Annotated in this window: 20 protein-coding genes; 11 read left to right on the top strand and 9 right to left on the bottom strand. The window is 40.5% G+C overall.

Translation table 11 applies throughout. The annotated features are described in order from the left end of the window. Nucleotides 1–68: 68 nt before the first annotated feature. On the bottom strand, nt 69–2,129 hold the full coding sequence (locus tag OLM56_RS12745; protein ID WP_413614431.1) for a S9 family peptidase: 2,061 nt from the start codon (nt 2,127–2,129) through the stop codon (nt 69–71). Between the two features lie 145 nt (nt 2,130–2,274). Between OLM56_RS12745 and OLM56_RS12750 the strand changes: the two genes are divergently transcribed. Further along, on the top strand, nt 2,275–2,598 hold the full coding sequence (locus OLM56_RS12750) for a YbaB/EbfC family nucleoid-associated protein (protein ID WP_264527230.1): 324 nt from the start codon (nt 2,275–2,277) through the stop codon (nt 2,596–2,598). A 64-nt stretch (nt 2,599–2,662) separates the two neighbouring features. Here the strand turns inward: OLM56_RS12750 and OLM56_RS12755 are convergent, their stop codons facing one another. Next, the gene (locus OLM56_RS12755; protein ID WP_264527231.1) at nt 2,663–3,688 is read right to left on the bottom strand and encodes a threonine aldolase family protein; all 1,026 of its coding nucleotides are present in this window, start codon (nt 3,686–3,688) and stop codon (nt 2,663–2,665) included. Between the two features lie 48 nt (nt 3,689–3,736). On the opposite strand from OLM56_RS12755, the gene prfB reads away from it, so the two are divergent. Beyond that, nucleotides 3,737–4,835, top strand: a protein-coding gene (gene prfB / locus OLM56_RS12760; RefSeq protein ID WP_121377148.1) for a peptide chain release factor 2 whose coding sequence is annotated in 2 segments (ribosomal slippage) — nt 3,737–3,799 and nt 3,801–4,835 — 1,098 coding nt in all. Because the reading frame shifts where the segments join, the coding sequence is not laid out codon by codon here. A 164-nt stretch (nt 4,836–4,999) separates the two neighbouring features. Beyond that, nucleotides 5,000–6,226 (top strand): GAF domain-containing sensor histidine kinase, encoded by a 1,227-nt coding sequence (locus OLM56_RS12765; protein WP_121377149.1) that lies wholly within the window; start codon nt 5,000–5,002, stop codon nt 6,224–6,226. Here the strand turns inward: OLM56_RS12765 and OLM56_RS12770 are convergent, their stop codons facing one another. The 3 genes from OLM56_RS12770 to OLM56_RS12780 all read right to left on the bottom strand — a co-directional run bounded on the left by OLM56_RS12770 (nt 6,227) and on the right by OLM56_RS12780 (nt 9,057). After that, nucleotides 6,227–6,991, bottom strand: coding sequence for a dienelactone hydrolase family protein (locus OLM56_RS12770; RefSeq protein ID WP_264527232.1), 765 nt, complete (start codon nt 6,989–6,991; stop codon nt 6,227–6,229). Nucleotides 6,992–7,103: 112 nt separating this feature from the next. After that, nucleotides 7,104–8,387: an inorganic phosphate transporter gene (locus OLM56_RS12775; RefSeq protein ID WP_121377151.1), complete on the bottom strand. Its 1,284-nt coding sequence runs from the start codon at nt 8,385–8,387 to the stop codon at nt 7,104–7,106. 25 nt (nt 8,388–8,412) lie between these two features. Beyond that, nucleotides 8,413–9,057, bottom strand: a complete 645-nt coding sequence (locus OLM56_RS12780) for a DUF47 domain-containing protein (RefSeq protein ID WP_121377152.1) — start codon at nt 9,055–9,057, stop codon at nt 8,413–8,415. A gap of 196 nt (nt 9,058–9,253) precedes the next feature. Here OLM56_RS12780 and OLM56_RS12785 point away from each other — a divergent pair, with 196 nt between their 5' ends. The 3 genes from OLM56_RS12785 to OLM56_RS12795 are packed head-to-tail and all read left to right on the top strand — an operon-like array spanning nt 9,254 to nt 13,176. Next, nucleotides 9,254–10,882 (top strand): acyl-CoA carboxylase subunit beta, encoded by a 1,629-nt coding sequence (locus OLM56_RS12785; protein WP_264527233.1) that lies wholly within the window; start codon nt 9,254–9,256, stop codon nt 10,880–10,882. A 5-nt stretch (nt 10,883–10,887) separates the two neighbouring features. Further along, a complete protein-coding gene (locus OLM56_RS12790) occupies nt 10,888–11,553 on the top strand; it encodes a class I SAM-dependent methyltransferase (RefSeq protein ID WP_264527234.1) in 666 nt (221 codons plus the stop codon). Between the two features lie 6 nt (nt 11,554–11,559). Next, entirely contained in the window at nt 11,560–13,176 is a 1,617-nt protein-coding gene (locus OLM56_RS12795; protein WP_264527235.1) for a M1 family metallopeptidase, read from the top strand. Between the two features lie 25 nt (nt 13,177–13,201). Here OLM56_RS12795 and OLM56_RS12800 read toward each other — a convergent pair whose 3' ends face one another. Together OLM56_RS12800 and OLM56_RS12805 are read right to left on the bottom strand one after the other, a co-directional pair. Then, the gene (locus tag OLM56_RS12800) at nt 13,202–14,248 is read right to left on the bottom strand and encodes an AMP-binding protein (RefSeq protein ID WP_264527236.1); all 1,047 of its coding nucleotides are present in this window, start codon (nt 14,246–14,248) and stop codon (nt 13,202–13,204) included. Continuing rightward, the gene (locus tag OLM56_RS12805) at nt 14,241–15,212 is read right to left on the bottom strand and encodes a CPBP family intramembrane glutamic endopeptidase (RefSeq protein WP_264527237.1); all 972 of its coding nucleotides are present in this window, start codon (nt 15,210–15,212) and stop codon (nt 14,241–14,243) included. The genes OLM56_RS12800 and OLM56_RS12805 overlap by 8 nt, the downstream gene beginning before the upstream one ends. Before the next feature lie 124 nt (nt 15,213–15,336). On the opposite strand from OLM56_RS12805, the gene arsC reads away from it, so the two are divergent. Further along, nucleotides 15,337–15,678: an arsenate reductase (glutaredoxin) gene (arsC, locus tag OLM56_RS12810; RefSeq protein ID WP_264527238.1), complete on the top strand. Its 342-nt coding sequence runs from the start codon at nt 15,337–15,339 to the stop codon at nt 15,676–15,678. A gap of 98 nt (nt 15,679–15,776) precedes the next feature. Beyond that, nucleotides 15,777–18,260, top strand: a complete 2,484-nt coding sequence (locus tag OLM56_RS12815) for an outer membrane beta-barrel family protein (protein WP_182494343.1) — start codon at nt 15,777–15,779, stop codon at nt 18,258–18,260. 86 nt (nt 18,261–18,346) lie between these two features. Here OLM56_RS12815 and OLM56_RS12820 read toward each other — a convergent pair whose 3' ends face one another. Then, the gene (locus OLM56_RS12820) at nt 18,347–18,517 is read right to left on the bottom strand and encodes a hypothetical protein (protein ID WP_056073767.1); all 171 of its coding nucleotides are present in this window, start codon (nt 18,515–18,517) and stop codon (nt 18,347–18,349) included. A 188-nt stretch (nt 18,518–18,705) separates the two neighbouring features. On the opposite strand from OLM56_RS12820, the gene OLM56_RS12825 reads away from it, so the two are divergent. The 3 genes from OLM56_RS12825 to OLM56_RS12835 all read left to right on the top strand — a co-directional run bounded on the left by OLM56_RS12825 (nt 18,706) and on the right by OLM56_RS12835 (nt 22,441). Further along, a complete protein-coding gene (locus OLM56_RS12825) occupies nt 18,706–19,260 on the top strand; it encodes an STM3941 family protein (RefSeq protein WP_264527239.1) in 555 nt (184 codons plus the stop codon). Nucleotides 19,261–19,281: 21 nt separating this feature from the next. After that, nucleotides 19,282–20,679 (top strand): class II fumarate hydratase, encoded by a 1,398-nt coding sequence (fumC, locus tag OLM56_RS12830; RefSeq protein WP_121377160.1) that lies wholly within the window; start codon nt 19,282–19,284, stop codon nt 20,677–20,679. A gap of 469 nt (nt 20,680–21,148) precedes the next feature. Next, nucleotides 21,149–22,441 (top strand): hypothetical protein, encoded by a 1,293-nt coding sequence (locus OLM56_RS12835; RefSeq protein ID WP_264527240.1) that lies wholly within the window; start codon nt 21,149–21,151, stop codon nt 22,439–22,441. Nucleotides 22,442–22,538: 97 nt separating this feature from the next. Here the strand turns inward: OLM56_RS12835 and OLM56_RS12840 are convergent, their stop codons facing one another. Continuing rightward, nucleotides 22,539–23,099 carry a hypothetical protein gene (locus OLM56_RS12840; RefSeq protein ID WP_264527241.1) on the bottom strand — a complete coding sequence of 187 codons (561 nt, stop codon included), beginning with the start codon at nt 23,097–23,099 and terminating at the stop codon, nt 22,539–22,541. Nucleotides 23,100–23,112: the final 13 nt, after the last annotated feature.

The following is a 23,112-nucleotide window of genomic DNA, read 5'->3' on the forward strand; positions in this document are numbered from 1 at the left end:
TTAATCAAGGCAACTCATTGAATTTTTATTGACCTCAAATCCTTGCAAATTTAACAAAAAAAATCTAATTAGTTTTCAATTCCTTCTAAATCTAACAAAAAACTAAATTCCTTAGCTAATTCTTTTAGCGCTTCAAACCTTCCTGATGCACCTCCGTGACCCGCATCCATGTTAGTATCAAGGAATAACAGATTATTATCGGTCTTCAGGGTTCTTAATTTTGCTACCCATTTTGCCGGTTCCCAATACTGAACTTGCGAATCATGAAGTCCGGTTGAAACATACATATTCGGATAATCTTGCGCTTTTACATTGTCATAAGGCGAATACGATTTCATATAGTCGTAATATTCTTTTTCATTTGGATTTCCCCATTCGTCATATTCACCAGTTGTAAGTGGAATCGTATCGTCTAGCATTGTCGTTATTACGTCTACAAAAGGAACTTGAGCGATAACGCCATGATACAATTCTGGAGCCATATTCACTACTGCTCCCATCAATAATCCTCCAGCCGAACCGCCTTCTGCATATAAATGTTCTTTGCTAGTGAATTTTTCGTTAATTACGTATTTAGAACAGTCGATAAAATCAGTAAACGTATTTTTCTTGTGAAGCAGCTTGCCGTTTTCATACCATAATCTTCCCATATCTTCGCCTCCGCGAATGTGAGCGATGGCATAGATAAATCCTCTGTCCAAAAGAGATAGTCTCGTAGAAGAGAAATATGGATCCATAGTAGCGCCGTATGATCCGTAAGCATAAAGCAATAAAGGATTTTTACCGTCTTTCTTTATTCCTTTTCTATAAATCATAGAAATTGGAATTTTCGTGCCATCTTGAGCTGTAGCCCAAACTCTTTCTTCGATATAGTTGTTCTTGTCGAACTTTCCGCCCAAGACTTGCTGCTCTTTTTTGATTTCTTTTTCTTTGGTCTTCATATTGAAATCAATCACAGAAGATGGAGTTCCTAAAGATTGGTAGCTATAGCGGAGAATCTGAGTGTCAAAATCAGGGTTTGTAGAAATATTAGCGGTGTAAGTCTCGCTTCCAAACGGAAGATAGTACTCCCCTTTTCCATTCCATGGCATAATTCTGATTTTGTTCAAGCCATTGGAACGCTCGCCGATTACTAAATAATCTTTGAAAATTTCGATATCTTCTAACAAAACATCGTCGCGATGCGGAATCAAATCCTTCCAATTTTCTTGGGAAGTCGCATTTTCAGGCGTTTTCATCAGCTTGAAATTCGTTGCATTATCTTTATTTGTCAAGACATAAAAGCTGTCGTTGTAATGCGCTATGCTGTATTCCATTCCTCTTACTCTAGGCTGAAAAACTTTAAATTCGCCATCAGGATTATCTGCCAAAAGCGTCCTGAACTCTGTCGTCAACGTACTGGAAGAACTGATTACGATATATTTTTTTGATTTTTCTTTGCTTACAGAAACATTAAAAGTATCGTCTACTTCATCATACACCAAGATATCTTCAGATTGTTTTTTACCCAATTTATGTTTAAAAACTTTATCCGAACGCAAGGTCTGCTTGTCTTGCTGTGTATAAAATAACGTTTTGTTGTCGTTAGCCCAAGTCGAGCTTCCCGTCGTATTTTCTATCTTATCCGTAAAAATCTTTCCTGTCTGAAGATCCTTTACTTGAACCGTGTAAATTCTTCTTCCTACAATATCGACTCCAAACGAAGCATATTTGTTATCGGGGCTGATGCTCAATCCGCCCAATTGAAAATAAGAATGTCCTTTAGCCAATTCGTTACAATCAAAAAGAATTTCTTCTTTTGCCGTAAGGCTTCCTTTTTTTCGAGCATAGATTGGATAATCTTTGCCCAATTCGAAACGTGTTATATACCAATATCCATTAAAGAAATACGGAACAGAAGCATCATCTTCTTTGATCCTTCCTTTCATTTCTTCAAAAAGCCTTTTTTGAAACTCTTTGGTATGGGCAGTCGTCTGCTCATAATATTGGTTCTCGCTGTTCAGATAGTCAATAACTTCTTTATTTTCTCTATCGTTGAGCCAGAAATAATCATCTACTCTTTTGTCGCCATGTTTTTCTAGCGTTTTCGGTATTTTTTTTGCAACAGGTGGGGGAATTGTTATAGACATTTTACGAAATGTATTTTGCGAATATGAAGTTGCAAAAATAACACAAAGGCAACACAAAATTAATTTATTTTTCATCGAATTCTCACTTGAATATGACTATGCAATTTAGTAATTTCGTAGTTACAAATCATAAAAATTATTAACAATGTTTGGAGACATAATGGGAATGATGGGCAAGCTAAAAGAGACCCAGCAAAAAATAGAAGAGACCAAGAAAAGGCTTGATTTCGTTTTGATTGACGAACAAAGCAGTGACGGGCTTTTAAAAGTAACATTGACCGCAAATCGCACTGTAAAATCAATAGAAATAGATGACAGCTTATTAGACGATAAAGAGCAATTAGAAGACTACCTTGTGCTAGTTATGAACAAAGCCATACAAAAGGCATCAGATGTAAATGAAGCAGAACTAGGAGCTGTTGCTAAAGACGGAATGCCAAACATTCCTGGAATGGACCTGTTTAAATAAGCTTTACGCAATACGCTTTAGGCTGTATGCAAATTGCTTACTGCCTAAAGCGTATCGCCTACAGCTAAAAAGTAAGCTTCTGCAAGGTTTCTATGACATATGTATGCATAACATCTCTGTAATCCAAATGCGTCACGATTCGTAGCTTTCCTTTACCTAAAGAACTGATAAAAATATTTTTCTGTTTCAGTTTTTCGATGACGACAGCTTCATTATACTGCTGTTTTACTGCAAAAATCAAAATATTGGTTTCCACAGGCTCTACACTTTCTACCCAAGGTAATTGTTTAAGTATGAAGCCTAATTCTTTTGCTTTGTTATGGTCTTCCTGCAAGCGGCTCACATTATGCTGTAAAGCATAAATCCCTGCTCCTGCTAGATAACCTGCCTGACGCATGCCACCTCCAAAAATTTTCCTAACTCTCAACGCGCGGTTCATCGTTTCTTTATCGCCAACCAAAACAGAACCAACCGGAGCTCCTAATCCTTTAGATAAACATACCGAAATAGTATCGAACAATTCTCCAAAATGCTTCGGATTTTGTCTTTTTGCGACTAAAGCATTCCATAATCTAGCACCATCTAAATGGTATTTCAAGTTATTTTCTTTGCAGACGTCTTTTATCTTTATCAGGTCATCCATCTCGTAACAAGCTCCGCCGCCTTTGTTTGTAGTGTTTTCAATGCTGACTAAACTGGTCAGCGGGCTATGGTAAAAATCAGGTGGATTGATAGCATCTCTTACTTGTTCGGCCGTAATCATTCCTCTTTTGCCATCTACCAAACAGCAGGAAACACCGCTATTAAAAGAAGCCCCTCCCCCTTCGTAATGAAAAATATGCGACCATTTATCGCAAATAATCTGCTCCCCCGGATTCGTATGTAGTTTTATAGCCGTCTGGTTTGCCATCGTGCCTGAAGGAAAAAAAAGCGCCGCTTCCATCCCAAATATATTTGCGACCATTTCCTCTAATTCGTTGACGGTCGGGTCTTGCTTGTAAACATCGTCGCCTACTTTTGAACGAAACATCTGCTGTAGCATTTCATTTGTCGGTTTGGTTACCGTATCGCTTACTAAATTTATTTCCATAATATCAAAAGTATACCTTATTTTTGTGGGTATAAAAGTATAAAATTTATGACAACTACCGAACAAATTAAAGGTATTGTGGAGCGCCTTGGTGCGTTGAGGAGGTATCTTTGACGTCGATAAGAAATTAATCGAAATTACAAACGAAGAAGAAAAAACATTAGCTCCCGATTTTTGGAACAACCCAAAAGAAGCCGAAGCGTATGTTAAAGTATTGCGTTCCAAGAAGAAATGGGTCGAAGATTACAATAAAGCCGTTTCTCTTGCCGACGAATTGCAGCTTGCTTACGAATTCTATAAAGAAGGCGAAATGACCGCCGACGAATTAGATGAGCAATACAATTTAGCCAATACGCACATCGAAAACATCGAATTCAAGAACATGTTGTCTGACGAGGGCGATACCTTGAGCGCTGTACTTCAGATTACAGCTGGCGCAGGCGGTACAGAAAGCTGCGATTGGGCACAGATGCTGATGCGAATGTACATGATGTGGGGCGAAAAAAACGGTTATAAGATAAAGGAATTAAACTTCCAAGCCGGAGAGGTAGCCGGAATCAAAACCGTTACCCTAGAATTTGAAGGCGATTATTCCTTTGGCTATCTAAAAGGCGAAAACGGCGTGCACCGCCTCGTAAGAATTTCTCCTTTTGACAGTAATGGAAAACGCCACACTTCTTTTGCTTCCGTCTATGTTTATCCTTTAGCTGACGACACGATTGAGATCGAGATCAATCCAGCTGATATTTCGTGGGAAACCATGCGTTCAAGCGGTGCCGGCGGACAGAATGTCAACAAGGTAGAAACTGCTGTACGTCTTCGTCACCATCCAACAGGAATTATTATTGAGAATTCTGAAACACGTTCTCAGCTAGACAATAAGACCAAAGCGATGCAGTTACTGAAATCTCAATTGTATGAGATCGAGTTGAAAAAGAAACAGGCGCTGCGCGACGAGATTGAGGCCAAAAAGATGAAAATCGAATGGGGCTCTCAAATACGGAATTATGTCATGCATCCTTACAAATTGGTCAAAGATGTCAGGACAGGCCACGAAACCAGTGATGTTGAAGCTGTGATGAACGGCGAAATCGACGAGTTCTTAAAAGCATTTTTGATGATGATGGGACAAAAAGAAGAAGAATAATCTTGAAAGCGTGGGCGATGCTCACGCTTTTTTATTTCGCTAATTTTAATATTTTTTTAAGAAATATGGTTTAAGTGTAACAATTTTCTTGAATTGGAGTCCTATCTTTATCAAAAGATTTTTAAATCAAACGTATTGGTTTTAAAATTAGAATCTTAAAAGATATGATCTACAAAAAACCAATTTCTATTATACCCAGTAATGAAGCCTTAAGGCTCCAAAAGCTGTATGACTACCAAGTTCTTGATACGCATTCCGAAGATACTTTCGACAAAATTGCCTTGCTAGCTTCGCAGATATTTAATACTAAAAATGCTTTCGTGACTTTTGTTGATGAACATCGCGTCTATTTCAAGGCAAATATTGGTGATTTCCAAGCCAGCGAAGTTTCTCGAGAAGACAGCTTATGTTCTTTGGCTATTTTAGATGAAAAAATGACGGTTTTTAATGACACGCATTCCGTTCCTGATTTGCTAAAAAATCCATTTGTTACCGCTACCAATGGCATACGATTTTATGCCGGCGCTCCTTTAAAATCTCCAGAAGGCTATTCTATGGGTACCGTTTGTGTTATTGACAGCGTTCCAAAAGAAGTAACCGAACATCAGATGGCAATGCTCCGTACGCTTTCCGATATTGTGATGAATAAGCTCGAAAGCAGGCTCCGCTACAATACAATTATCAAATCGCAAAATGATTTGATGGGAATTGCCCTGCATGAAATCAAAAATCCGCTGGCTTCTATAAGCCTTGCGAATGATATCTTGAGGATGGATACGTCAAAAACGCCTAAGATGACCGACATGATCAAGCGCTGCGTAGCCACTATACAAAATAAATTAGCTGACCTGCTCAAGCTTTCGGAAGATGAAGAAAAAGAACAAAGGCTTTCTATCGAAGAAGCCGATCTAAAAGAAATGCTAGATCGCTTGATTAACAATTTTGAATTGCTGGCCAATAAGAAAAATCAGATTATTGAGCTAACGATTGAAGATTCCTTGCCAAAAATCAATATTGACAAAACTAAAATTTCCGACGTGCTGCACAATCTTTTGAGCAATGCTATCAAATATTCGTACAGCAATTCTACTATCAAGATTATCGCTAAAAAGATTGACGACTTTGTAGAAATCGAATTCAAAGACCAAGGGCAAGGTTTAAATGACGAAGACGCTGACAAGCTTTTCAAAAAATTCGCCAAGCTAAGCTCGAAACCGACTGGAAAAGAAAGCTCTAACGGATTAGGTCTGTCGATCTGCAAGTCGTTTGTTGAATTACACAAAGGACAAATTTTCGCAAAAAGCCCAGGAAAAGAGTTAGGCACTTCCTTTTTCATCTCGTTGCCGATTATATTCAAGCAAGAAGAAGAAACAGAAAGCGCCTATCAATAATTATTTCAAAATCTCTTTGAAGAACAATTTCATTGCTTCCCAAGAGCGTTTGTCCGCTAATTCGTTATAAGCTGCTCCTTTAGAATTATCATTTCCAGCACTTTTTTCTGTAAAAGCATGCACAGCATCGGCATAATAATTCATCTGCCAGTCGGCTTTTGCAGTTCGCATTTCATTTTGAAAATCCTTGATATCTTTCTCTGAAACGTAAGGATCATCAGCGCCATGAAGTACCAAGACTTTTGGAGCTATAGCCTTAATTTCTCTGGAAGCATCTCTGCTCAAGCCACCGTGGAATGACACTACGCCTTTTACCTTCATGTTCACCCTAGCTGCTTCTAAAGCGCCAGTTCCGCCGAAACAATAACCAATTACGGCTATATTCTCGGCATTAGCACCTTGCTTGACTAATTCTGCCAAAGCCAACGAAATTCTTTTTTGGTATTCTGTTATATTTGTCTTGTAATAGCTTGATTTTTCTCCTGCTTCTTTTCCGTCTTTAGGTCTTTTGTCAACACCATAAATGTCGGCCACAAAGACATAATATCCCATAGCTGCTAGTTCAGTGGCAACTTCTTGTGAATGCTCATCGATTCCTTTCCAAGCTGGAAGAATCAAAACGCCAGGCTTGTTAGCCATTGCTTTTTTAGGCGTAACAGAAATACCGCTTAACACCTGCGTATTATCTTTATAATCCACCTTTTTTAGTTGTGCTACAGCCGTATTTGCTACCATTATCGAAAGAATAATTAAGTTTCTTGTCATATCTCAAATTTTATTAAAAATAACTATTTATCTAACAGGAATTAGTTAAGGATTACCTAAAACAGAAAACCATTGCAAAAGCAATGGTTTCTTAGTATTATTTTTTCTTTACTTACATAAAGAGATTTAAAACATAATAAATCAAGGCTGCAAGCAGTGCCGAAATTGGAATGGTCAATACCCAGGCCCAGATCAAGCTTACAGTAACTCCCCAGCGCACTGCAGAGACACGTTTTGTCAATCCAACACCTATAATAGAACCTGTAATAGTATGTGTCGTACTTACCGGAATTTTCAAATGCTCAGTAAAATACAAAGTCAATGCACCAGCTGTTTCGGCAGCAACACCTTCAAAAGAAGTCACTTTTGTAATTTTAGAACCCATTGTCTTAACGATTTTCCAACCACCGCTCAAGGTACCTGCAGCAATAGCAGAATAACACGCTAGCGGAATCCAAGCTGGCATATGGAAATCTCCTGTTTCATTAGGAAGTATCACGTTCAGCCACTCCGGCATGCTTTCTTGAGACAAACCGTTAGTGTGTATATACACAGCCACAGCAGCAGCAATGATACCCATAACTTTTTGCGAGTCATTTCCACCATGTCCTAAACTGAAGGCAGCAGAAGAAAGAAGCTGCATTTTCTTTAGCCAAGACTCGGCTTTACTATGGCTCAATCTGCTGAAAAACAAACAGAAGGTACTCACAGACAATATGATAAATGCCACTAAAAACCACTTGATATTGTGCGCTTCAAAAGCAACACTCCAAAAATGCGAATCAAAACGAGGCTTTTTGATTTTTTCGTAAGGAATCATTTGATATGCAACAAATACGATCGTAGCAATCATCAAAGCTCCAGTAAATAGTTTAGGATAAATGCTTTTTTTGGAGGAATTGAGAAGCCAAATCGAAATCAGATAGGAAGCCAAAGCTCCGAGCAGAGGCGCCAGGACAATAAAGGCGATAATGATAACCACACCTGAAGGCATGCCTCCGTCGCTTCCTGCTTTATACCAAGTAACCACGTCAAAACCAGCATGGGCAATAGCTGCTCCAGCAAAACCACCGATTAGCGTATGAGAAGAACTGGAAGGAATTCCCAGCCACCAAGTCAATAAATTCCAGCAAATTGCGGCTATGATTCCGGCCAAGATAACCGTTAAGTTGATCTCCATTGTATTGGCCGTTTTGGCAACCGTATCGGCCACTCCAAATCCAAACACCCAATACGCCAAGAAGTTAAAAAATGCCGCCCAAACAACAGCCTGGAATGGAGTAAGCACTTTTGTCGCAACAATAGTTGCAATTGCGTTCGCAGCATCGTGGAAACCGTTGATATAATCAAAGATTAATGCAAGAACGATTATGACAATTAATATCGTAAAATCCATAAGATTGTTGAGTCAAAAATGATATTTAAGAGTGCTTAACCACCACTGATTCTAGAACATTTGCTACACTTTTGCATTTATCAGAAGCTGATTCAAGTGCCGACAAAACTTCTTTGTATTTAATGATGTTTTTAGCATCAGTTTCATTTTCAAAAATATCAGCAACCGCTTTGTCAAAAACGTTGTCTGCTTTGCTTTCTAATTTGTTGATTTTCTTGCAAGCATCAGAAATCGCTTTTAGATTTTTCAAATCTTTTAGTTCTTTTATCGCAACACCAATGTGCTGGCAAGCTTCAAGATTGATTTCTGTTAACTTACGGATCGATTTTGTAATTTTTTCTACTTGATACAAACGCATTCTGCTCGCCGCACCGTGCATATAATCAGCAACATCATCCATCGATTTTACCAAGGCAAAAATATCTTCACGGTCAAAAGGAGTAATAAAATTTCGGCTTAGCTCAAGATGCGTCTTATGCGTAATTTCCTCAATAATAGCTTCTAGCTCTTCAATTTTTCTAAAGTAATTTTCTCTTTCTAATTTTGGAGCATTTACAGCCTCGTGCAATGTTTCAGCTAATAAAATTAAATTTTGTGAAGCTTGTTCGAAAAGAGGAAAGAACTTTTTATCTTTAGGAACTAAAAACTGGAAAATACTGTTTAAAGACATAGGTTTGTTATTTATTGCTGCAAATGTATCTCTTTAATGTTAAGGCAATATTAACAAATCATAAATAAGCAGTTATCAAAATTTACGATTTGATAATATTGGAAAAGCCTTGCCTGCAAACTCAGTTTCTTTTTATTGCAAACGTTTTCGTACTTTAGCAATCTCAAAAAATAAGCAAAATACACTCAAATACATTATGGACATCAACTTCAATAAAAACGAAGACCACAACAAACTTTTACTATCAGATTTAAAGCAACGATTCGCAAAAGTTAGACTAGGCGGAGGCGAAAAAAGAATAGAAAAACTACACGCAGAAGGCAAGATGACGGCTCGAGAACGAATCGATTATCTTCTTGACGATAAAAAAGAAAGCATTGAAATCGGCGCTTTTGTAGGCGACGGTATGTATGCCGAACATGGCGGATGCCCTTCTGGCGGCGTCGTAATCAAGATTGGGTATGTCAAAGGAAAGCAATGCGTTGTCGTTGCCAACGACGCGACCGTTAAAGCTGGGGCTTGGTTTCCGATTACCGGAAAGAAAAATCTCCGTGCCCAAGAAATTGCCATGGAAAACAGATTGCCGATTATCTATTTGGTAGATAGTGCCGGTGTTTACCTGCCGTTGCAAGATGAAATCTTTCCTGATAAAGAACATTTCGGAAGAATTTTCAGAAACAATGCCATCATGAGCAGCATGGGAATCACCCAGATTGCTGCAGTCATGGGAAGCTGTGTTGCCGGTGGAGCTTACCTTCCGATCATGAGCGACGAAGCCCTGATTGTGGACAAGACCGGAAGTATTTTCCTAGCAGGAAGTTATTTGGTCAAAGCGGCAATCGGCGAAAGCATCGACAATGAAACGCTTGGCGGCGCTACGACACATTGTGAAATCTCTGGCGTGACAGATTACAAAGCAAAAGACGACAAAGATGCTTTAGACAAGATAAAAAATATAGTAGACAAGATCGGCGATTACGAAAAGGCTGGTTTCAACAGAATTAAAGCAGAAAAACCTGCCCTTGATGAAAAAGAAATCTACGGCGTATTGCCTAAATTAAGAACCGAGCAATACGACATGATGGAAATCATCAAGCGTTTGGTCGATAATTCTGAATTTGAAGCCTATAAAGAAGGCTACGGACAGACGATTATTACTGGTTATGCCCGAATTGACGGCTGGGCGGTCGGAATCGTTGCCAACCAACGTAAAGTTGTCAAATCTAAAAAAGGCGAAATGCAGTTCGGAGGCGTAATCTATTCTGATTCTGCCGACAAGGCTACGCGTTTTATTGCCAACTGCAACCAGAAAAAAATTCCGCTAGTATTTCTTCAAGACGTGACCGGATTTATGGTAGGAAGCAAATCAGAACATGGAGGCATCATCAAAGACGGTGCTAAGATGGTTAATGCCGTTTCCAATTCTGTAGTTCCTAAATTCACGGTAGTGGTCGGAAACTCCTATGGTGCCGGAAACTATGCCATGTGTGGAAAAGCCTATGACCCGAGACTTATTTTTGCATGGCCAAGTGCCGAACTAGCCGTTATGGGTGGAACCCAAGCCGCAAAAGTTTTAATGCAGATTGAAGCTTCTTCCCTAAAAGCCAAAGGCGAAGTAATCGACGAAGCCAAAGAACAAGAGCTTTTTGACAAGATCAAAGCAAAATACGACGCACAAGTTTCTCCTTATTATGCTGCTTCGCGCTTGTGGACTGATGCTGTTATCGATCCTCTAGAAACCAGAACTTGGATTTCGATGGGAATCGAAGCTGCAAACCACGCTCCTATCGAAAAGAAATTTAACCTAGGTGTCATCCAAGTCTAACCAATATGGGAAACCTTGACGAAAAAGAATTACAAGAACTAGCCAGCCAATTGAGCCATCCTAATGGCGAAAATGGCATACAGACGGCCTTTAGCATGAACGTTGCGAATGATAATATGATTCGCAACGCCATTGCCCAAATCGAAATCAAGGATAATTCTAGCCTATTGGAAATCGGGCCTGGCAACGGTGCGCATATCAAATATCTATTTGAAGTTAATTCCAACATAAAGTATTATGGAATTGATGTTTCCAAACTCATGGTTGAAGAAGCGACAAAGCTTAATTCTGAATTTACCAACTCCGACAAAGCTATTTTTGAATGGACCGACGGAGAAAAAATAGCCCATCCCGATGCTGCTTTTGATAGCATCTTTACTACGAATACCATCTATTTCTGGAAAAACCCAGAAGAATACATAAAAGAGATTTTTAGAATCCTAAAAACAAAAGGCGAATTTATCCTGGCTTTTATTCCCAAAGAAGTCATGGAAAAGATTCCGTTTTCAAAATACGGTTTTGAGCTTTATGATAATGAAAAAGCAAAAGCTTTGTTACAGGATGCCGGATTTACGATTGTAAATACGCTATCAGAGCAAGAAGAAGTCTTGAGTAACACAGGCGATAAAAAAATCCGCACGTTTACAATTATCAAAGCAGTAAAACCATAATCAAGCATGGTAAAATTCTTTCCTTATTTTCTCTTCTTTATTGGACTGCAAGTTTCAGCCCAACAATTCACCAGAAAAGATTCACTGCGTGGCGGTTTTTCGTTAGAAAGAACCAGCTATGACGTACAGCGTTATGACTTGAATATCACCATAGACCCAGAAAAAAAATCCATCGTCGGCTATAACGACATTACTTTTAAGGTTTTAAATACGGTGTCGCAAATCCAAGTCGATTTATTTGAAAACATGAAAATCGACAGCATTGTTTTTGATGGAAAGCAACTAAACTATAAAAGAGAATTTGGAGCTGTTTTTATTTCTTTTGAAAAACCACTAACGGTTGACGGACTAAACAAGAAAATTCGTTTTTATTATTCCGGAAACCCATTAATTGCAAACTACCCGCCTTGGGATGGAGGCTTTGTCTTTAAAAGCGATAGCCAAGGCAAGCCTTGGATTGGGGTTGCCGTACAAGGCACGGGAGCCAGCTTATGGTATCCTGTCAAAGACTCCCAACATGACGAGCCGGATTTAGGCGCTACGATAAAAGTCGCCGTGCCTAATGGACTGATGAACGTTTCCAACGGAAGATTCATTGGAAGTGAAGACCTCAAAAACGGCTACACGCGCTGGGACTGGGAAGTAAAAAATCCGATCAACAATTACGACATTACCATAAACGTTGCCGACTACGCACATCTGCACGACACCCACAACGGACTAGATCTTGACTATTATGTCTTACGTGAAAACGAAGAAAAAGCAAAACAGCATTTTGAAGAAGTAAAACCGATGCTGGACTGTTTTGAGTCCAAATTCGGCAAATATCCTTTTGCAGAAGACGGCTATAAATTAGTCGAAACTTCTTATTTAGGTATGGAGCACCAAAGTGCTGTGGCTTATGGAAATAAATACAGGAAAGGCTATATGGGAAGCGATATTTCAGGCACAGGCATAGGCATGCTTTTCGACTATATCACCATCCATGAAAGCGGCCACGAATGGTTCGGGAACAGCATTACCTCTAAAGATATCGCCGACATGTGGATTCATGAAGGATTTACGACCTATTCCGAATCTGTTTTTGTAGAATGCTTGTACGGCTATGAAAAGGCGATGGAGTATATCAACGGACAGAAAAATCGTATTTCCAACAAAGCTCCGATCATCGGAACCTATGGCGTCAATGATAAAGGCTCAAACGACATGTATTATAAAGGAGCATTGCTGCTGAATACGTTGCGCCATATTGTAAACGACGATCCTAAATGGTGGCAAATACTATTGAAATATTCTGAAACCTACCGTCATAAGATAATCGATACCGAAACGGTCATTGCTTTTTTCAATACCGAAACCAACAGAAATCTCTCTCCTATTTTTGAACAATACTTAAAGCATAAAAACATTCCTGAGCTGGATGTAGAAATAGGAAAGAAAGAAGTAAGATTCAGATGGCATACCGATGTCACTAATTTTTCAATGCCTGTAATACTGCTCGTAAATGACACAGAGATTCGGCTCGAAGCCACTAATGACTGGCAATCCTACAAAATAAAGAAAACCAAAGAAGCGGTCAAGTTTGACAGCAACAGGTTTCTTATAAAAGTAAATTATAATTAAAAAGAGCGCCAATTGGCGCTCTTTTCTATACGCTCGACAAGCTTTCTTTTCTCAAGACCTTGCCTGTCGGTGTTTCTAAAAATTTAGGAATAAACAGCACTACTTTCGGCTTTTCGTATTTCCCTAATTCGCCAAAAGCAGCATCATCTATAACAAATGGATCGCCTTCGACTGCTAGGACTAATTTTTCGCCAAGCTCCTCATTTTCCTGAGAGGCTATAAAAAACCTCCGCTCAATCTTATGCGACAGCTTTTCCTCAATCTGTTCCGGAAAAAGCTTGACGCCTCCGCTGTTAATCACATTATCGATACGTCCCAGCCAGATAAATTCGTTCTCATTCAAGACTTTTACGACATCGTTCGTCACCACGGCTTCATCTGTAATGGTAGGCGCCGTTACGACCAAGCAATGCCTTTCGTCTTCTGCAACCGTAATGCCTGGCAGAACTTGAAAGGCTTCTTCTCCTACTCTTTTCGCCGCAATATGAGTTATCGTTTCCGTCATCCCATACGTCTCAAAAATAGCCGAAGAAACTTGCTGCAGTTCAGTTGCCAAAGCCGAGCTGACCTTCGCGCCGCCAATAATCAATTTTTTGATTTGCCCAAGCTGTGCTAAAGAATGCTGTGCCTGTAGCGGTACCATGGCCGCAAAATCATACGTCTCATCATTCCTTTCTAAAGGCGTTGATGTAGGTTCTACAAAATCGAGATCCAGTCCTAAAATAAACGCCCTGACAAACATCATCTTGCCTGCTACATATTGTGCCGGAAGACAATGAAGGACTTTATTTCCGGGTGCCAGATCAAAGAAATCACCTGTCGCCAAAGCCGAATTGACCATGGCCTGCTTGTTCACCTTAATCTTTTTAGGCGCTCCCGTCGTTCCCGAAGTCGTCATTTCGATATATTCCTTTTCATCAAACCAATCCAGTATAAAGATACCGACAGGTCGTTCAAAAGCTTCTCCTTCTTTGATAAAGCTATACGCCACACGGCACAAGTCATCCTTGTCAAGATGAAAGCCGTTCAGTTTAAAACGGTTGTGGACGCTATGGTAGGTTGGGTTATTCATCGTTTTTTCCTAATTCATTAATTTCGTGAAAACTCTCTTTTGTGGGAGGAACAATAACTCCTGTGAGCTTCTCCTTCCAGTTATTCCATTTATACTTCTTACTAAAGATAAACAAAAGAATCGGAAAAATGACAAACACCGGAAGCAAAACGTCAAATCCCGCTGTCGGTTCTGAATGGTCTTTTAAGATAGAATGCGTCTGGAAAACCGTCCAATCCGATGTCACCAGCAACGCTCCTACCAGATTATTCGCGGCATGAAAGCCCAACGAAAGCTCTATACCTTCGTCCATCAGCGCTACAATACCTAAAAACAATCCCGTGCCTATATAATAGACCAAGATAATGTAGCCCATCTTCTCGACCTCCGGATTCATGATGTGTAGCAGTCCAAAAATCAAGGACGTCATCATAAGCGGAAACCATTTATTTTTTGCCAAAAGTGCAAATCCCTGCATCAAGTACCCTCTAAAAACATATTCCTCCGTACTCGTCTGTATCGGAATCAAGGCTATTGCGATAATGGCAAGAACCGCAAACTGAACTGGCTGGAAATTAATTTCATAGTTCTCTGGAGAAGCATAATACGTTGCAATGGTTACGACTGTGGTAATCACTGCCCAAAGTCCGAAAGAAAAGAAAAAACGCGACCAGTCCATTTTTTTTCGGGAAGTCGCCACTTCGATAAACTTTTGCTTGTGGAAATATTTCACGATCAGATACAACCCAAGCATGGCAAAGACAAACGAAATCAGCATGAAAAACAAAGTCAGGTTCGAATTCAAATAGGTCATCATTGTGTTTTGATCTTGCGGAAACTCCTCTTTTTCTATAAACGATTTTACTCCCATGGCAATAATCCATGGGAATTGTCCTGCCGTAGAAGCTATAATTACCAGAATCGACCCTACGATGTACTTACCAAATCGATTATCCTTAATGTTAAAACCTTGTGCTATAAACATATCCTTATTTTTTGTGCTTGAATTTATTTGACCCCTAATTTATTCAATTGTTACAACATATTGGCCTATTTTTAATTTGCATTTCATTTCTTTGCAGCTCACTAAACTGCGTATAGAAAAAATCATGATCAAAATCTATCATAATCCACGCTGCGGAAAATCTAGGGAAGGACTCGAGCTTGTCGAAAAATCAGGGAAAGCATTTGAGGTCGTAAAATACCTTACGGACGTGCCTTCTTTTGAAGAATTACAAACCATCATCAAGCTGTTGGGCATAGCACCAATCGAGCTTGTCCGCCAAAAAGAAGACGTCTGGGTGAAAAACTTCAAAGGAAAAGAAGTATCTGACGAAGCAATCATCAAGATCATGATTGAAAACCCGATACTGATCGAAAGGCCGATCGTCATCAACGGAAACAAAGCGGTCATCGGTCGCCCGCCAGAAAAAATCCTCGACATAGTATAAGAATGTTAAATGACAGTATTTAACAAACCTTTATGAAATCAGGCTTAAACCAAAGGCTACTTTTGCGGTCTTAAGCTAAATAATCAACATTCTAGTTAATGAAAAAATTAAAATTTGCAATAACCCTCCTATTGCTCTCCGTTTCGCTTTTAAGTCTTGCCCAAGAAAGGCCGCAGGCTAAAAAAGTAAAGATTACAGGAAAAATCACCGAAAAATCTACGTCCCTTCCGTTAGGATATGCGACTGTAACCCTCCAAAACAGCAAGCGTCCTGACATTATTACTGGTGGAATGACTGATGAAAACGGAGTATTTACGATAGAGGCGAATGCAGGTACCTATGATGTGAAATTTGAATTTATCTCCTTCAAGGCGATAGAAATGAAGCAGCTGGCTATCCAAGAAGACAAAGATTTCGGAACTGTTGCCCTAGAAGCCGAAGCCGAAATGCTGGATGCCGTAGAAATCCGCGCCGAGCGTTCTACCGTAGAAATCAAGCTCGATAAAAAAGTATATAACGTTGGACAAGATATGATCGTGAAAGGCGGAACTGTAAGCGACGTCTTAGACAACGTCCCTTCTGTTTCTGTCGATGTAGAAGGAAACGTAAGCCTTCGTGGGAATGAAAACGTACGAATCTTGATCGACGGAAAACCTTCCGGTCTTGGCGGTATCAACATTGCCGATGCCTTGAAACTGCTTCCGGCCGATGCGGTAGACAAAGTAGAAGTAATCACCAATCCATCCGCACGTTATGATGCAGAAGGAGGCGGCGGTATCATCAATATCGTATTGAAAAAAGGAAAAAACCAAGGAATCAACGGTACGGTAACGGCTACGACAGGAGATCCTGCGAATCACGGCTTTACCGGAACGATCAACTATAAAACAGAACAATTCAACCTGTTCACAACCCAAGGCTACAGCTACAGAAAAGGGCCAGGAAACTCGCTGACCGATACGGAATATCTTGACGAAAATGGCGATATTACCAGCTACCTTAAAGAAAGAAGAAACAACGAAAGGCTGAACAAAAGCTACAATGCTAATTTTGGCTTGGAATGGTATCTTGACAAATCGACAACGTGGACCAATACGTTTTCGTACCGCAGAAGCTCTGGCGAAAACCCAGACAATGTCTTCCAGCACAAATACGATGCAGGAATGAACCTGCAAAGCATCACGAACCGTTTTAGCGACGAGTCTGAAAAAGACGAAAACGTAGATTTCTCTTCTAACTTTATCAAAAAGTTTAAAAAAGACGGGCATCAGCTGACTGTCGATGTCTCTTTTTCTCAAAGCGATGACGACGAGAACTCCGACATTCCTAGCCGCGACGTGCTTAACAACCTGCCGATAAGCGATCAGAGAACCGCCAACATACAAGAACAGAATCGAACGCTGTTACAGACAGACTACGTATTGCCAATTGGCGAAAAAAGCCAGTTTGAGGCCGGATACCGCGGCAACTTCAACGACCTGCTTACTGATTATTCTGTGGAAAATTTCAACTACGGAACAGGAGCTTGGGAAAACGATCCGCAGTTCACCAATACCCTAGAATACAAAGAAAAAGTAAACGCGCTGTATACGCAGTTCGGCACCAAAATCAACAAGATGTCCTACTTGGTAGGCTTGCGTTGGGAAGATTCGAACATCGACATCAACCAGCTGACACAAAACATCTACAAAAACAAAAAGTACAACAACTTTTTCCCAAGTGCCTTTTTAGCGTATGAGTTCAGCGAAAGCAGCAGCGCTTCGTTAAGCTACAGCCGTAGGATTTCAAGACCGCGCTCCCGTTCGATCAATCCATTTTCGAGCCTGTCGAGCAACATCAACTTGTTTAGAGGTAATCCAGACCTAGATCCGTCAATGACCGATGCGTTTGATTTCGGCTACCTTAAAAAATGGAACCAGCTGACTTTTAATACTTCTATGTACTTTAACAGAACGCAGGATGCCGTACAGTTTGTACGTAATACAGAAACAATAAACGGAACTGCCGTTTTAGTGACTTCTCCTGTAAACGTAGGTACTGAAGACCGTTTCGGATTTGAGTTCACGTTATCGTACAACCCTTATAAATGGTGGAGATTGAACAGCAATTTTAACCTGTTCAGAAACCAGACCAAAGGAAGCTATACCTATACCGACTTATCTGGAGCTTCAGAAACGATTGATTTCAGCAACACGGCTTATTCTTGGTTTGCACGAATCAATTCCAAAATCAACCTTCCTCTGGGCATCGACTGGCAGGCCAACACTACGTATAATGCGCCGCAGACTAATGCACAGGGACGTTCTAAAGGCATCATCAGCGCGAACCTAGCGTTTAGCAAAGATGTGCTAAAAGACAAAGGAACCGTTGCCTTAAACGTAAACGACCTTTTCAATTCCAGAAAAAGAATTACAGAAACCAACCTGCCTACGCAGAATGCCTATTCTGAAATGCAATGGAGAGAAAGACAAATCACCCTTTCTTTCACGTACCGTTTCAACAAGAAGAAAAACGAAAGAGAAAAACAGCCTAGAAAAACCGATGCCGACACTAACGGCGGCGGCGAAGAATACGGCGGATAAGAATTACCAGCTCCGGATCGAAAGGTTCGGAGCTGTCCATAAAAAAAGGGAACCAATGGTTCCCTTTTTATTTTGAGTACAGATGATTAGCTCAATGACTCTTGTTTCTTTTTAGCTCTTCTTTCTTTATATCTTTCGAATAAAGCGCCGCCAATCCAATAAGGCAGGAAGCTAACCAAGAAGATCATCAGCCAGAAGCCGATTGTCAAGATGGTTAAGAAAAGTAAGAAACCTAAATACTGTTGAAATTCAAACATGTTTTCCGGAATTTTTTGAATACCCGTCAAAGATAGGTGGAATATTCATTTTGACCAATAAAAACAATGAAAATAATTTTTAAATCATTTTTTAAACCTACTTATAATCCTTATTTTTGGGCTGGTTTTCAGAAAGTAATTCAAAATCCAAGCGACCCAATTTCTGTAAGCCAGCTAATTAAACAAAAATGAATACGCCCGCCTCAGAAACCATAATCATAAAGCTAAGCCGGAAAAAAATAGTCCTTACTATTCTGGGTGCCGCCTTGTTTGTGCTTATCGGAATCTGGCTGGTCGCCAAACACCAAGAAATCGACAGGCCGATAGATTCTCCCCTATTTGTGCTGATTATGGGTAGCATAGCCATCCTTTTCTTTGGCTTTATTGCCATTACGGCTATCCGAAAGCTAAGCACGCAATCTGACGGGCTTATCATCTCCTCAAAAGGAGTTACCGACAATTCTAGCGGCATCAGCGCCGGATTTATTCCGTGGGAAGACATTACCGCTATTACAGAAACCGCTGTCGTAAACCAGAACTTTGTAAATATCGTCCTTAAAGACCCCGAATCCTTTATCGCTGCCCAAAAAAGCAGCTTTAAGCGCAAGGCGATGACAGCCAACTATAAATCTTTTGGAAGTGCCGTAGCGATATCGGCTAACAGCTTAGATACTACGCACGAAAACCTTAAAAAGATTCTCGTCGAGAAACTGACCGAATACAATAGAATGAATCACATATAACAACAAACAATTTACAATACAATGGACTATAGAATAGAAAAAGACACGATGGGCGAAGTGCAGGTTCCTGCAGACAAATATTGGGGCGCACAGACAGAGCGTTCAAGAAACAACTTCAAGATCGGGCCATCGGCATCCATGCCAAAAGAAATTATCGAAGGTTTTGCCTACCTTAAAAAAGCGGCTGCCTATGCCAACCACGACCTAGGCGTATTGCCTGTTGAAAAAAGAGACGCTATCGCTCAGGTTTGCGACGAAATCTTGGCCGGAAAACTAGACGGCGAATTTCCTTTAGTAATCTGGCAGACCGGTTCTGGAACGCAAAGCAACATGAACGTAAACGAAGTGGTTGCGAACAGAGCTCAAGTATTGGCTGGACACAAGATCGGCGAAGGCGAACAATTTGTAAAAGCAAACGACGACGTAAACAAATCACAATCGTCTAACGATACCTACCCTACAGGAATGCACATCGCCGCCTACAAAGCGGTTGTAGAAGTAACCATTCCTGGCGTAGAAAAATTAAGAGACACGCTTCATGCCAAAGCAGAAGCTTTTAAAAACGTAGTTAAGATCGGAAGAACCCACTTGATGGATGCCACCCCGCTAACGCTTGGCCAAGAGATCTCTGGCTATGTAGCCCAATTGAACTACGGACTGAAAGCTTTAAAAAACACCTTGGCGCATTTGTCTGAACTGGCTTTAGGCGGAACTGCCGTAGGTACCGGACTAAACACGCCAGCAGGCTATGACGTAAAAGTAGCAGAATATATCGCCAAATTCACAGGACATCCTTTTGTAACGGCTCCGAACAAATTTGAAGCTTTGGCGGCACACGACGCTATTGTAGAAACGCACGGGGCGCTAAAACAATTGGCAGTATCCCTAAACAAGATTGCTAACGACGTACGAATGATGGCATCAGGTCCGCGTTCCGGAATCGGCGAAATCTTGATTCCAGAAAACGAGCCAGGTTCATCGATCATGCCAGGAAAAGTAAACCCTACGCAATGCGAGGCGTTGACTATGGTCTGCGCGCAAGTAATGGGCAACGACGTTACGATTACGATCGGCGGTACGCAAGGCCATTACGAATTGAACGTATTCAAGCCATTGATGGCATCTAACTTCCTGCAGTCTGCCCGTTTGCTAGGCGATGCCTGCGTTTCTTTTGACGAGCACTGTGCGCAAGGAATCGAGCCAAATTATACGCGTATCAAAGAATTGGTAGACAATTCATTAATGCTTGTTACGGCACTGAATACCAAAATCGGCTACTACAAAGCAGCAGAAATTGCACAGACTGCCCATAAAAATGGCACTACCCTAAAAGACGAAGCGGTACGCCTTGGCTATGTATCTCCAGAAGATTTCGATGCTTGGGTAAAACCAGAAGACATGGTAGGAAGCCTAAAATAGTCTTTTTTTAACCATACTATAGAAAACCTGAAGCTTGGCTTCAGGTTTTTTTTTTGTGCTCCTTTGTTTTGGATAAGCAGACCTTGCTCTTTACTATGGTCTACCTAGCCCTACATCATGCTATGCCTTGCTCTTCACTATAGTATGCCTAGCCTTCCATCAGGGCAGACCTTGCTATTTACTATAGTAAACTTAGGCCTACATCATGGTATACCTTACTATTTACTATGGTATACTTAAACCTATATCATGGTATACTTTACCACTCACTATGGCAAACCTAGCTATCTATCCTAATGTACCTTGCCCCTCATTTAAGGAAGCCTAGAGGCATACGTAGGCTCGCCTTGCTCCTTTCAAAGCATACTATAATTCCGTTTTATACGTTCTTGTTAACATCAACAATTGCTTTTGTAAGTTTTTTCTATACCAAGAATTAAGTATATTCGTAATTATCAAACCAATACCTATGGTCAAAACACACCCCCTTACAGAGAAAAAATGGTCGGCTACGCGCAAGTTTTTCACCCTGCTGCTTATTTTCTATTTGCTGTTCTATATGTTTCCTTTTCCGCTAGATCAGATTCCGGGAGTAAATATATTGACAGGCTTCTACGGAACGGCTATCGATTTTATCAACCTGTGGGTCGGGAAAAACATACTGAAGCTCGATACCCTGCAAAAAATACAAAACACGGGCAGCGGCGATACGACGTTTGATTATGTGAAGCTAGTTACCTTTATACTGCTGGCCTTCCTTACTTCGGTCATCGTTTTTTTTGCAACTCGAAAAAGAATCAATTACGACCGGCTGTATTATTGGACCATCGTATATGCCCGCTATTATGTAGGACTGTACCTAATTGTGTACGGCCTGCTAAAGCTTTTCGAAGGGCAGTTTTCGTTCCATGACTTTGGCCGTCTCGAAGAAAACTTTGGCGACGCTACGCCTATGGGACTGCTTTGGACGTTTATGGGCCATTCTAAAATATATGGCGGCTTTACCGGAATCATGGAAGCCGGAGCTGGATTTTTATTGCTGTTCCACAATACCAAGACATTGGGCGCCCTGCTTAGCGTGGCCGTAATGAGCAATGTGGTCTTGATGAATTTTTGTTTTGACGTGCCCGTGAAATTATTTTCGAGCCACCTCTTGATTATTTCGATCATCATCTTAGCGCCTAACGTAAGAAAGCTGTATAATTTCTTTGTGCTGAACAAGACCGAAACGCTCAACCACTGCAAGCTTGTTTTTGAAAACAAGTGGAAAGCAAGGACGCGGGCCATCGGAAAAGGAATCTTAATCTTAGGATTCAGCGGCTTTATCGTCGCCCAAGGCATCGAAGGGATGTATAGCTATGGCTCCTTGGCGCCAGAAGCACCGCTAAAAGGCAGCTACAAGACCCTTGCTTTTTATGACACTACAAACGATTCTCTAAAAGAAATCCAAGACAAGAACAGTCGTTGGAAAAACCTGCACATTTCGGGAACCTATGGCAGCATACTTACCGAAGCAGACAGCACGATCTATTATGCCCTAAAGATCGATACGATTAAAAAAACGGTGCAGTTCAAGTCTTACAAAGACACCACGAAGGTTTCAGTACTGCACTATGAAGAAAAAGCACCAAAAGCCTTTGTATTAAAAGGAAAGTTTGAGGAGAAAGACATACAAGCCGAATTCAGCAAAAAATCGCTGGAAGACTACCGCTTGGTCAATACCGGTTTTCATTGGATCAACGAATATCCGAACAACCAATAATAAGCTGAACTACGATACTACTAAAAAACCTGAAGCTGAGCTTCAGGTTTTTTTTATGTTTCTATACGAATAGTGACACTAAAGTTATGCTGGCACTTTACCTGCTTGCCCTTTCTATCATGGCTCTTAAGGTAGCAGTTACTAAATCATCATTGTATTTTTCGTCTTGTATTCTTTCAGAATAGTCAAAATAATGGGCCAGTGCAGTAGCCTCTTCAAAGGATATTGATTTGCATTTGTCTAAAAATTCAATATTGTCAATCAATCTTAAGAAAATATCATTCCGAAATCGGTCTCTTTTTTCACCAATCGCTAGTAGTTTTTTAAGGAGGTAAAACCTGTTCATTACGGTAGAGTTGGCAGCATCACTATCGCTTTCTGCGCTGCCTTCTACAATACATTCCGTAAAAATTTCCAGTTGATTTGTAGTCCAATTTTCTAGTTCGGTTTCCAGCTCTTTCCAATCTTCGTCCGAGAAATAGCGTGCCAATAGGCTGACTACGGTATCGTTTCCGCCTCCGACTGTCCATACATCGCTATCAACAACCTCGTGCTTTAATAGAAAAGAATACAATTCAAGAATGGCAGGATTCGAGCTTTTGGTCTTGCAGTTTTCTGCATACCGCTGCTTAAACAAGTCAAAATCTTTTGCTAGCATATTTTTTATTTTG

Origin of the sequence: Flavobacterium sp. N2550 (assembly GCF_025947265.1) — a bacterium.
Classification (GTDB): Bacteria; Bacteroidota; Bacteroidia; order Flavobacteriales; family Flavobacteriaceae; genus Flavobacterium; species Flavobacterium endophyticum.